The organism is Halalkalibacterium ligniniphilum (assembly GCF_000334155.1).
Classification (GTDB): Bacteria; Bacillota; Bacilli; order Bacillales; family Bacillaceae_D; genus Halalkalibacterium; species Halalkalibacterium ligniniphilum.
The window spans coordinates 26600-38386 of the sequence record NZ_ANNK01000123.1 but is presented as its reverse complement, the minus strand read 5'-3'; the positions used below and the strand labels follow the sequence as shown (position 1 = coordinate 38386).

Sequence of the window (11787 nt, the reverse complement as noted above, 5' to 3'; positions counted from 1 at the left end):
TGAGGGAGTTCATCAACTTGCAAATGATGCCTCCACGTTATCAGAGCAAGCTAACGGTCTAAATAAACTAGTCAAGAAATTTCGTTTAGAATCGTCATAATGTCGCACTAGAAAAATAGTTTAGAAAACTAAAACTTTGTACAGCATTTTCATTGTTGCAAAAAGGGAAGGAGCCAATGTGTTCTTCCCTCTTTTTTACGTAGGATAGTGATGATGACTAAATGGACCAGACTGTTTTTTTATAAATAGTCCTAGGATGTAGACTCTTTTTTCAAGGAAGCTTCCTGTGATTTTTATCATAAGTGAAAGAATTGCTTGTGTTTTTCTTCAGTGGACATTTCCTGCCTATGGTCTCTTATGGTAAGATAGGTCATGTGGTATGAGGCGATACCTGTCGTCATGTGGAGAGTAAAACGTTCTTAAACGTATGGATACATGATTTTGAGAGGAAAAATAGGAGTGAAGGATGACGAAAGAAAAGGACATTCTGGAAGTACTACGTCATTGTCGTCATGATTGGTTGAATGTCATTCAGTTAATAAAAGGAAATTTGGCATTAAGACGCTATGACAGAGTAGAAGAAGTATTGGAGACGACGATTCAGCAGTTGATGAATGAAAGCAAGCTTTCGAACTTAGGGATTCCCTCCATTTCGACACGATTACTAACATTTAACTGGTCGAGTCATCCATATAAGCTAGGAACAGAAGTCATTGGTGATGTCACTGATTTATCTTTACTTGAAGTAGAGCTTGAACAATTTGTTGGTCCTTTATTATTTATATTTGAAAACCACTGTATGGCTGAACAAGAGAACCACCTATTAATTACGTTTCAGCTTTTTCCAAATTCATGTCGTTTGACCTTTGATTTTCAAGGCGGGTTAAAAGAGATTCATCGATTAAGGAGAGGGCTTCTTGAATTGGTGAAGGACAAGTGGGAATCAGGAATTGAATTGAAAGAAAATGAATGTGTGTTCTCGATTAGCCTTGAAAAAAAATGAGGTGAAAGCATGTTTGTCGATAAAGTAAAAGTGTATGTAAAAGGTGGCGATGGAGGCAATGGAATGGTTGCCTATCGCCGTGAAAAATATGTTCCAGACGGCGGTCCTGCCGGAGGCGACGGCGGTCGTGGCGGAAGTGTCATTTTTGAAGTAGATGAAGGTCTTCGCACCCTAATGGATTTTCGTTATAAGCGGCATTTTAAGGCGGATCGTGGTGAGCATGGACGACCAAAAAACCAGCACGGTAAAAATTCAGAGGACATGATTGTCAAAGTTCCACCTGGAACAACTGTGTCTGATGAAGCAACTGGAAACGTGATTGCCGACTTAACAGAGCATGGGCAGCGAGCTGTCATTGCTAAGGGAGGGCGTGGCGGTCGAGGAAATACACGCTTTGCAACTCCTGCTAACCCAGCCCCTGAAATTGCTGAAAATGGGGAGCCAGGACAAGAGAGAGAAGTGGTTCTTGAATTAAAAGTGCTAGCAGATGCTGGTCTTGTTGGATTCCCAAGTGTTGGGAAATCCACTTTATTGTCCGTTGTGTCAGCAGCGAAACCGAAAATTGCCGACTATCATTTTACAACGATTACACCGAACTTAGGCGTTGTTGCAACGGATGATAATCGCAGTTTTGTCCTTGCTGATTTACCTGGATTGATTGAAGGGGCCCATCAAGGAGTCGGATTAGGTCATCAATTTTTACGGCATATTGAGCGGACAAGAGTTATCGTCCATGTCATTGATATGTCTGCATTAGAGGGCCGTGATCCGTATGAAGATTACGTAAAAATTAATGAAGAGCTAAAGGCGTATCAGCTACGGTTAATGGAGCGTCCGCAGATCATTGTCGCCAATAAGATGGATATGCCCGATGCTGCCGATCATTTGGCTGCTTTTAAAGAAAAACTTACAGAGGATCACCCGATCTTCCCAATTTCTGCTTTAACGAGGGAGGGGTTACGTGAGCTTTTACGTACGATTGCTGATTTAGTGGAAACAACTCCTCAATTCCCTCTGTATGAAGAAACGGAACAAACCGATCGCGTTGTCTACCGTCATGAGAAAAAGCAATCACCGTTCCAGATATCTCGTGATCCAGACGGGGCTTATGTTGTTTCGGGGGCAGACATTGAAAAGCTCTTTAAGATGACGGACTTTTCAAGGGAGGAATCGGTTCGACGTTTCTCTCGGCAAATTCGTCATATGGGTGTGGATGAAGCTCTTCGGCAACGAGGAGCAAAAGATGGGGATATTGTTCGGTTGCTTGAGTTTGAATTTGAATTTATTGAATAAAGTATAGGAAGTTAATAAGGGTTGAGTCCTTCATTCGTCAAGTAGCTAGCACGAATGACAAAAGTAAGGTGCCAACTACTTTCGGTGGAGGTTCACCCCTTTTTCGTTTAGCTCTCCTTTTAATCTAAGATAAAACAGTGTCCCTATTGTCAAAAAGTTTTGGCAAATCTATAATATGAGCAGGATTAGAGTTTCAGATGACGGTGGTGAAAGATAGACATGACTCGTAAAAAGTTTTATCTTGTTCGAGAAGATATGCTAACAGAAGCGATGCAAAAAACATTGGAAGCGAAAGCGCTACTTGAGTCAGGGAGAAAGAAAAAAATTAATGAAGCTGTTCATGCAGTAGGACTTAGCCGCAGTGCTTTTTATAAATACAAAGATGGTGTCTTTCCTTTTCATACGATGACAAAGGAGAGAATCATCACATTGTCAATAAACTTAGAGGACCGTGCAGGAACATTGTCCATGCTACTAGCAACCGTTGCACAAAGTGAGGCTAACGTATTAACGATCAATCAAACCATTCCTCTACAAGGTCGTGCGAATATTACCTTATCCATTGACACCGCTCCAATGAGTGTAGATATTGACGAATTAGTGGAAAACCTAGAAGCGATGGAAGCGGTCGAAAAAGTCGAGCTAGTCGGTTCTGGTTCGTAAATGAAAGGATTTGACAGAATGAGAATAGGTTACTTAGGACCTAAAGGGACATTTACTGAAATGGCTGCTGCTTCTTTGTTTGCAAAAGAAGAGCTTGTTCCCTATCAAACCATTCCTAATTGTATGGATGCTGCCGCGATAGGAGAAGTAGACTTTGCCGTTGTTCCCGTCGAAAATGCGATTGAAGGCTCCGTAAACGTTACGTTAGATTATTTAATTCATAAGAAAAGACTACCGATTATTGGTGATATTGTCATACCGATTGCCCAACATTTTCTTGTTCACCCGAGCCAAGAAAAGGATTGGTTAGGAGTTGAGAAAGTCATTTCTCATCCACATGCAATTGCTCAATGTCACGACTTTTTACGAAGTCAGTTTCCAAATGTTGAGATTGAGTATATGAATTCAACAGGAGCTGCTGCTGAATGGGTCATGAAGCATCCAGAACAAAAAGTAGCAGCCATTGCAAACAGCCTCGCAGCAAGCTCATATCAGCTTTTAACTGTAAAGGAAAACATTCACGATTATGATAATAACCGCACTCGTTTTGTTGTATTAAGTAAGGAACAACAGGTGCTTGAAGAAGTAGGTGCAAGCTATATCGGTGATAAGACGACGATGATGGTCACACTTCCTTCTGATTATTCAGGAGCTCTTCATCAAGTGCTATCAGCATTTGCTTGGCGTAAGCTAAACCTTTCTAAAATTGAATCGAGACCAATGAAAACAGGCCTGGGCAACTATTTCTTTATTATCGACGTCGACCAAAGAGCAGATGATGTATTGATACCTGGGGTCACAGCAGAGTTAGAGGCACTTGGCTGCGGTGTCGAGCTTCTTGGGAGCTATCCCTGTTTTTCGTATCGTGAAATAACAGAAAAACAGACCACCCTTACATAAGGAATGGTCTGTTTTTCTGTGGAAAAGGGGACGGAGCTTACAGGATAATCAAGCAGGAAGCCTGTCGCTCACACGCCTTTATTGAAAGGTTGCTCAGCGTTATTTGACGGACTCGTTTCCATCCAAGTGGATAGAGCGAGCCGTTCATGCTGGTTTTTGTTTTCTGGATTTCTCTAAGAATGTGATTTATATCTCAAGAAGAAATCCTTTTTTACCTAAGGCATTAACCGCTTTGTCGAGCTGTGCCTCTGTATCTGCTTCAATTGTATGCATGTGGACGCCGTTTGTTAATTCGGAAAGGAGCGTTCCATTATTTTGCTCCATTTTTTTGCAAAAGTGTTCCACGTCCAAGCGGCTTTTTAGCATTAATGATGCAGTCAAATCACCATAGACGGGGTGCTCAACCGAGACATCCTTCACTTGAACGCCATGGTCGACGAGTAGTAAGAGCTCCTCCTTCATTGATTCAGCCCCATGCTTGCATGCGATGATCCGGCTTACCCGTTCCTCTTTCTGTTTTGATAAATAGACATATCCTTGAGCAGTTGCCATAATAGGGTGATTTTTAGCCTTTAAAATCGACATGTCTTGTACAATCACCTGTCGACTAACATTTGTCCGCTTCGCTAGCTCACTGCCTGTTAATGGTGCGTCGCTTTCCTGTAGCCATTGAATTAAGAGGCGGCGACGCTCCTCACCTAATACTTTTTTTGTTTCCTTCATTACGTTCCCACCTTTTGTCTCATGCTTTTATGACGTTCAATTAATGAATGGAGAAACTGAGTAAATTGTTCAACTGCTTTCACCGTCGTGTCACGACCAAAGCTTACACGGAAAAACTCGTGTGCTTCTTGAACAGTACGTCCAATTGCCAACAGAGAAGAAGGAGCTTCTTGATGGCCGGATGTACATGCTGTACCTGTAGAAATGGCAAAGCCAGCTCGATTCGCTTCTAAAAGCACATACTGACCTTCTAATCCTTTAATCCGTAATCCAAGGTGATTGGGAAGCCGCTCAGTTGGGTGACCTTCAACAATAACAGAGGTATCGAGATGATTCAAAAATGTTTGTTGTAATTGTCTATAAAGTGAAAGCTGTTTTTCTTTCATTGCGATGGCTTCATCTACCGCTCCTGCAAAGGAGGCAATGCTAGGTACATCTAATGTACCGTGACGAAAACCGTTTTGATGATGACTTCCAGGCAAAAAGGGTACCCATTTTACACCTGGACATATGTATGCAGCAGCGATTCCTTTTGGACCGTACAGTTTATGAGCAGAAAATGTCAAGCTTGCAAGATGTGTTGTAGGTACAGAAAGCTTTCCTACCGTTTGGACGCAATCGCTATGAAAAAGTATACCATAACGTGAGAGGAAGCTCCCAATTTCCTCAATAGGCTGCAGTGTGCCAAGCTCACTTTGACCATGAGAAATCGAAACAAGGGTCGTGTTAGGCTGAATGGCATCGATGAGGGTGGGAAGTGTCACTTGTCCAAAGTTATTCACAGGAAGATACGTGACAGAAAATCCATGCTGTTCTAAATAGGTAAAGGTGGATAGGACAGACGGATGCTCACACTTGGACGTAATAAGATGATTTCCTTTGTCAAGGTAAGCAAAAGCCAAGCTTGTTAATGTCAAAAAATTTGCCTCAGATGCTGATCCTGTAAAGTATAACCCAGTAGAATCAAGACCTAGGCGGTCAGCAATTGTTTGCTTGCTAACTGTGATGATTTCTGCTGCTTCGTACCCTAGATCATGTAGAGAACTTGCATTTCCATAATATTTAGACGCAATCGTCGTGTAAATAGACTGAGCGGAAGAGGACATAGGCGTTGTTGCACAGTAATCTAAATAGATCATCATTCATTCTCCTTTAATCATAAAAAAAGTTCTTGCCATTAGTGTAGTTTTATGTAAATATATGTGTCAAGACATGTGTAAAGAAAAGAGGTTTGAAATGATGAAAAAGGACGCTGAGGTCATCATAATTGGAAGTGGTATCGCCGCTTTGATGACGGCGTTTCGTTTAATTAAACATAAACATGTGATGATTATCACAAAGTCAAATGTGAAATGTAGTAATTCTGTCCTTGCACAAGGTGGGATTGCCGCTGCCATTAGTGAAGACGACCATTGGCAGCGGCATTTGGAAGATACATTGCTAGCAGGGGCGAACCATAATGATGAACAAATGACAAAGCTTCTTGTAAAAAATGCACCGAAAATGCTTAAATGCTTGCAAGCGCTAGGAGTTACCTTTGATCGGCAAAAGAATGGCCAGCTTGCCCTTGGGCTTGAAGGAGCTCATGGGTATAGGAGAATTGCGCATATAAAGGGAGATCAAACTGGAAGAGCGTTAATTGATGCTTTATGGGAGAAGTTAGAGGGGCGAGTGACACTGTTTGAAAACACACTTGCTTACGAGCTTCTAAAAAACGGTGAAGAGATTATCGGTGTAAAAACGTCAAAAGGAAATTACTACGCACCCTACACCGTCCTAGCCACAGGCGGATGTGGCCAACTTTTTGAAGTGACGTCAAATGTACTTGAGGCCACAGGAGACGGAATAGCAATCGCTTTTCGAGCTGGAGCGACATTGGCTGATTTAGAGTTTGTCCAATTTCATCCGACTGTTTTCATTGATGAAACAGGAAAAGCGTTAGGGCTTATTTCAGAGGCTGTTCGCGGCGAGGGAGCTCGTCTTTTGACAAACGAGGGCGATCCTGTTTTGGGGTATCATCCTTTAAAAGATTTAGCGCCTCGAGATGAAGTGAGTCGTGCCGTATTTTTTGCATATGAGAACGGGAAACAAGTCTTTTTAGATGTATCAAACATTCCTCATTTTGAAAAACGGTTTCCAACGATTTCAGCACGATGTGAGCGCTATCTTCCAACATGGGATGGTCAAATCCCGATAGCCCCAGGTGCCCATTTTATCAGTGGAGGAATAGTGACGAACGAGAATGGGCGCACAACACTTCCGCGTCTTTACGCAATTGGAGAGGTAGCATGTACTGGGGTTCATGGTGCAAATCGTTTGGCTAGTAATTCGCTTCTGGAAGGGCTTGTGTTTGCCGAACGGCTTTCTTTTGATCTTCTTACGAGAAATGACTTGCCAGCAGCAAATTCTTTAACTGAACAGGATGTAAATTTGCCAAATGAAGTCGAGCTGCCAACACGCAAGGTGTTGCAAAAAAAGATGAGCTCATTGGTTGGCATCGTACGGTCAGAAAAATCGTTAACAGAAATGGAGCGATGGCTACAGCCATATCTATCATTGTCCCGATTATCCATACATAGTAAGACGCAAGACGAATTTGAACGGTCCAATCTTGTTCTTATCGCATCACTTATGACACGCTCTGCCTTATTACGGAGAGAAAGCAGAGGCGGGCACTATCGCTCGGATATCCCTCAACAAGTAAGTGAGTGGAGGCAAAAAATCGTTCAATGGTCATTCTCTAGAGGGGCGTTCATGGAACAACGAAATCAAATAAAACCAAAAGAGGAGGTACAAAAATGAATGAAGTAAAAATAAAGCAGATGCTACAAGCATTTTTAATCGAAGACGCTGAGCATGGGGATGTAACAACAGAAGCAATTTTTCACCCAGAGGAGCAGTGTACGGCAGAAATCGTTGCAAAAGGTTCAGGAAAAATCGCGGGAATGGGATTGCTTCGGCTTGGGTTTGAGATTATAGATAGGAATGTATTGGTGGATGGTCTTGTTCAGGATGGACAATTCGTTGAAAAAGGGAATAAAATCGCTCGAATTCAAGGTTCTGTACGAAGTATTTTATTCGGGGAAAGAGTTTTGTTAAATCTTCTCCAGCGGTTAAGCGGTATCGCGACGATGACAGATCAGGCGATTCAAACATTGAATGATGATACGATTCGTATTTGTGATACGAGAAAAACAACGCCAGGGCTTAGGATGCTTGAGAAATATGCCGTTCGCTGTGGGGGCGGCTACAATCATCGGTACAGTTTAAGCGATGCGGTTCTCATCAAAGATAATCACATTATGTCAGCTGGAAGTATCACAAAAGCGGTAAAGATGGTAAAAAAAGAGCTTGGTCACATGGTTACAATTCAAGTTGAAACAACCTCAAAGGAAGAAGTCTTGGAAGCGGTTGAAGCGAAGGTTCATGCGATCATGTTTGATAACTGTTCACCAGAGCTTGTTCATTCCCTGCAAGCACTTGTTCCTTCATCTGTAACAACAGAAGCATCTGGTGGAATTAATCTTGAATCTCTCCCATCGTATCGAGGCTGTGGCGTAGACTATATTTCCCTTGGTTTTATTACTCATTCAACCACTGTATTGGATTTAAGTTTAAAGGTGAGAGGAGATATACAATGAGCTTGCTTACTGCCTTCCAAGCAAAAAAGACACTACCTGATCACTATCGAACCATGAGCATCGGTGAAAAAGAAGCGCGTATTCGAGCCATTAAACAAGCACTTGGCTCACGCCTGCTTATATTAGGTCATCATTATCAACGAGATGAAGTCATTCAATTTGCCGATATAACAGGAGATTCTCTTCAGCTAGCACAAGAAGCCGCAGCAACGAAAAACGCAGAATTTATCCTGTTTTGTGGGGTTCACTTTATGGCAGAAACAGCAGACATTTTATCGACACCAAGTCAGAAAGTAATATTACCAGATTTACGTGCAGGCTGTTCAATGGCAGACATGGCAACGGCGGCGCAAACAGAAAGGGCGTGGAACGCCTTACAACAACAATTCGGTGATACAATTATCCCGCTAACCTATGTGAACAGTACGGCAGAAATCAAAGCGTTTTGCGGGTTGAATGGCGGGGCGACTGTCACCTCTTCAAATGCGAAAAAAATGGTCGAGTGGGCGCTAAAAGAAAAGCAACGTATTTTGTTCTTGCCAGACCAGCATCTAGGTAGAAATACGGCTTATGATCTTGGCGTATCTTTGAAGGAAATGGCCATTTGGGATCCAATCAAAGAGGAATTAGAAACCGAAACACCAATGGATAAGATAAAAGTAATTTTGTGGAAGGGGCATTGCTCAGTCCATGAAAAATTTACCGTAGAGCAAATCAAAGAATTTAGACAAACGTCCCCAGAAACCAAGATCATAGTACACCCAGAATGTACGCATGAAGTGGTACAGCAAGCAGATTACAATGGGTCGACACATTTTATTATTGAAACATTAAAGAAAGCAGATTCAGGTTCAAAATGGGCCGTGGGAACCGAAATGAATCTTGTTAATCGTCTAGCGAAAGAGCATTCTGATAAGGAAATTGTGTCATTAAACCCTACAATGTGCCCATGCTTAACGATGAATCGAATTGATCTTGATCATTTGTGCTGGTCTTTGGAGCAGTTAGAAGCAGGTGTCCTTCATCATCCAATTTGTGTAAAGAAAGAAACAGCTACCTATGCCTTGCTTGCACTTAATCGGATGTTAGAAAGAGCTTAAGCCAAAAAAGCTTTGGAGTGTGTTCTCCTTAGCTTTTTTTGTGTGGAAAAGGGGATGGAGCTTCAGTGCAAGTTGATAAAACGATGACGCCCTTCCGCTCGCACGCCTTCATTGAAAGGTTGCTCAGCGTTACTTGACGGACTCGTTTCCATCCAAGTGGGAAGAGCGAGCCGCTCATGAAGGTTTTTGTGTGAAAAAATAGGAGGATTCACGGGGGAAGCATATTCGTGTTTTTTTTCGCATACATTTTGCTGAGAACTTAGATTCACTTGTAATTAAAAAATCGTTATTTGTTGAAAAGAAATAGTGTCGGAATGCCCAGCTTTGCATAGGATGAAAAAGAATTGTATGAGGAGGGAGTTTCAAACGTGAAAATTCATATTGTACAAAAAGGGGATACACTGTGGAAGCTTGCAAATAAATACAAAGTTAACTTCGAACAATTAAAAGCAGCGAACACCCAGCTATCAAATCCAGACATGATCATGCCTGGGATGAAAATTAAGATCCCTTCAGGAAGTGTCCCAGTCAAAAAAGAAGCAGCAAAAGCACAGGTAAAGGAGATGCCTATTCCTTCTCCTGCTCCTATGCCACAACCAATGATGATGCCACAAGCAAAGCCGTCACATCCGAAACCAATGACCCCAGAGCAGCATTTATACGAGACAAAGATGGATTTTAATTTTTATCAACCGCAGCCTTTGCCTTCTATTCCAAAACCACCTAAAGAAGCACCAAAAAAAGAAATGCCTCTAGCAAAGGAAATGCCAAAACCAATCGCACCAAAGCCACCTGCACCAATTCCTCAACCGGTGGCGCCAATACACATGATGCCAATGCCTGACTATTGTCTCCAACCAATCACTCCACTCATGCCAGGCTGTGCCTCATGTGGATCACCTTTTACGATTCCATATGGGATGTACCATCAGCCATTACCTCATTATCTAATGATGCCAACTAGCTATCCGATGCAGGCTGAACCGTATGGGCAGCAAGAAATGGGAATGACAGATCCGAACATAGGCATGCCTTCTGGGTATGACGGGCAAAGCATGATGATGCCTTCTCAGCAAATGGGCTATGCAGCCCCATCTTATATGCCTGAACATGGTCAAATGCCACAGTACCAAATGCCAGGCGGTTACAGCGCTCAGCCGATGATGCACGGACAAAGTGGGTATATGATGCCATCTCGTGATTATGATGACTATGAACAACCTAATCAATACAATGAGGAAGACGAATATGAAGATTAAAAAAAGTAGCAGCTGTTCTAAAATTGAACAGCTGCTACTTTTTTATGCACTTGTAAAGCTCTATTGATCAGGGAGAAAACAGTGACACCATTAACACCAGTAACTAACAGACTAAACGAAGCCTCCTCAAGCCAATATAAAAGGTGAAAGGGGGCTTTCAAAAAAAGATGAAAAAATTTGCAATGACATTAACGGCTGCGGCCATGATTATGGGCAGTCTAACAGCGTGTGGAACTGATAACCAGAACCAAGATAATAATATGGGAACAACAGCGCTTGAATCTGAGGATATGGGTCGCGAAAATGGAGAAACACGCTATCGCGGCCAAGGGCCTGTAACGGATATGATGACACGTGATGATCGTGGCTATACATCCATGAATCGAGGAATGCGAAGTAGAATGGATGGTCTTTTTGACCGTAACCAAAGAGATGGGTTTGGAACAATGGGGGATGGATATCGAACCCAGCAACGGGCTGCCGATATTGATCGCTCAGGTATTACTGGTGATGACCGACCAGGCATGGTGGACGATAACGGGGTTGTTAATCGTCGAGATCGCCAAGACCGAATCAATCCATTAAGCAATGATCGTTCAATGACTCGACAATCCTTGAAGAAGCAAAGATATCAAGGGGAAGGAATGCGCAATCAACAAAAACAAAGTAAAATGCAAAGCCAGTCAGCTCACTACAAAAAAAATGATGGTCAAGCTGCACAAAAAATTGCAAATCGAGTAGAAAAGCTCGATAATGTGAAAGATTCCCGCGTCATCATTCATAATAATGATGTTGTCGTTGGTGTTGAAGCAACAGGGGATGTAGATAAAGTTGAGCGTCAAGTTTCTCGTGAAGTAAAGAAAATGGCAAAAGGCAAAAATGTTCATGTTGTGACGGATGCTGATATTTATGGTCAAATTCGCACAATCGATGATGAGCTTCAAGAAGGCGCAGCCTTTGAAGAGGTTGAGGATGTTTTTACTGATATGTTAAATGACATTGGCCGAGCTGTTCAGCGACCGTTCGAACGGGCACAATAAATGTAAAGCCGGAGGGTAAACACTCCTCTGGCTTTTTTTGATTTATAAAAGAAACATATGGACAATTATGTGATATGGAATAAAACTTTTAAGCTTGGATACACTCATGTCAAGGTGGAATATTTTGTTGATAAATTAGATGAATGTAGAATAAATAATGGTGGT

Annotated in this window: 10 protein-coding genes and 1 pseudogene; 9 read left to right on the top strand and 2 right to left on the bottom strand. The window is 42.2% G+C overall.

Annotation, left to right across the window (positions count from 1 at the left end; genetic code table 11):
* Nucleotides 1-466: 466 nt before the first annotated feature.
* From BLT_RS22130 to pheA, 4 genes are all read left to right on the top strand, one after another.
* Nucleotides 467-1003 carry a Spo0B C-terminal domain-containing protein gene (locus BLT_RS22130; protein WP_017728647.1) on the top strand — a complete coding sequence of 179 codons (537 nt, stop codon included), beginning with the start codon at nucleotides 467-469 and terminating at the stop codon, nucleotides 1001-1003.
* Between the two features lie 9 nt (nucleotides 1004-1012).
* Nucleotides 1013-2296, top strand: a complete 1284-nt coding sequence (gene obgE / locus BLT_RS0115270; RefSeq protein ID WP_017728646.1) for a GTPase ObgE — start codon at nucleotides 1013-1015, stop codon at nucleotides 2294-2296.
* A 219-nt stretch (nucleotides 2297-2515) separates the two neighbouring features.
* On the top strand, nucleotides 2516-2959 hold the full coding sequence (locus tag BLT_RS0115265; protein ID WP_017728645.1) for an ACT domain-containing protein: 444 nt from the start codon (nucleotides 2516-2518) through the stop codon (nucleotides 2957-2959).
* Between the two features lie 18 nt (nucleotides 2960-2977).
* Nucleotides 2978-3859, top strand: a complete 882-nt coding sequence (gene pheA / locus BLT_RS0115260; protein ID WP_017728644.1) for a prephenate dehydratase — start codon at nucleotides 2978-2980, stop codon at nucleotides 3857-3859.
* A gap of 186 nt (nucleotides 3860-4045) precedes the next feature.
* Here pheA and BLT_RS0115255 read toward each other — a convergent pair whose 3' ends face one another.
* Nucleotides 4046-4582, bottom strand: a complete 537-nt coding sequence (locus tag BLT_RS0115255; protein ID WP_017728643.1) for a transcription repressor NadR — start codon at nucleotides 4580-4582, stop codon at nucleotides 4046-4048.
* Entirely contained in the window at nucleotides 4582-5721 is a 1140-nt protein-coding gene (locus tag BLT_RS0115250; protein WP_017728642.1) for an IscS subfamily cysteine desulfurase, read from the bottom strand. The genes BLT_RS0115255 and BLT_RS0115250 overlap by 1 nt, the downstream gene beginning before the upstream one ends.
* 97 nt (nucleotides 5722-5818) lie before the next feature.
* Here BLT_RS0115250 and nadB point away from each other — a divergent pair, with 97 nt between their 5' ends.
* The 5 genes and pseudogenes from nadB to BLT_RS0115225 all read left to right on the top strand — a co-directional run bounded on the left by nadB (nucleotide 5819) and on the right by BLT_RS0115225 (nucleotide 11622).
* The gene (gene nadB / locus BLT_RS22125) at nucleotides 5819-7384 is read left to right on the top strand and encodes an L-aspartate oxidase (protein WP_017728641.1); all 1566 of its coding nucleotides are present in this window, start codon (nucleotides 5819-5821) and stop codon (nucleotides 7382-7384) included.
* Nucleotides 7381-8223 (top strand): carboxylating nicotinate-nucleotide diphosphorylase, encoded by an 843-nt coding sequence (gene nadC, locus BLT_RS0115240; protein WP_017728640.1) that lies wholly within the window; start codon nucleotides 7381-7383, stop codon nucleotides 8221-8223. The genes nadB and nadC overlap by 4 nt, the downstream gene beginning before the upstream one ends.
* Nucleotides 8220-9323 (top strand): quinolinate synthase NadA, encoded by a 1104-nt coding sequence (gene nadA, locus BLT_RS0115235; protein WP_017728639.1) that lies wholly within the window; start codon nucleotides 8220-8222, stop codon nucleotides 9321-9323. The genes nadC and nadA overlap by 4 nt, the downstream gene beginning before the upstream one ends.
* A gap of 368 nt (nucleotides 9324-9691) precedes the next feature.
* Nucleotides 9692-9862, top strand: a pseudogene (gene safA, locus BLT_RS25075) (SafA/ExsA family spore coat assembly protein); the annotation flags it as partial.
* Between the two features lie 887 nt (nucleotides 9863-10749).
* Nucleotides 10750-11622, top strand: coding sequence for a YhcN/YlaJ family sporulation lipoprotein (locus BLT_RS0115225; protein ID WP_017728637.1), 873 nt, complete (start codon nucleotides 10750-10752; stop codon nucleotides 11620-11622).
* Nucleotides 11623-11787 lie beyond the last annotated feature (165 nt).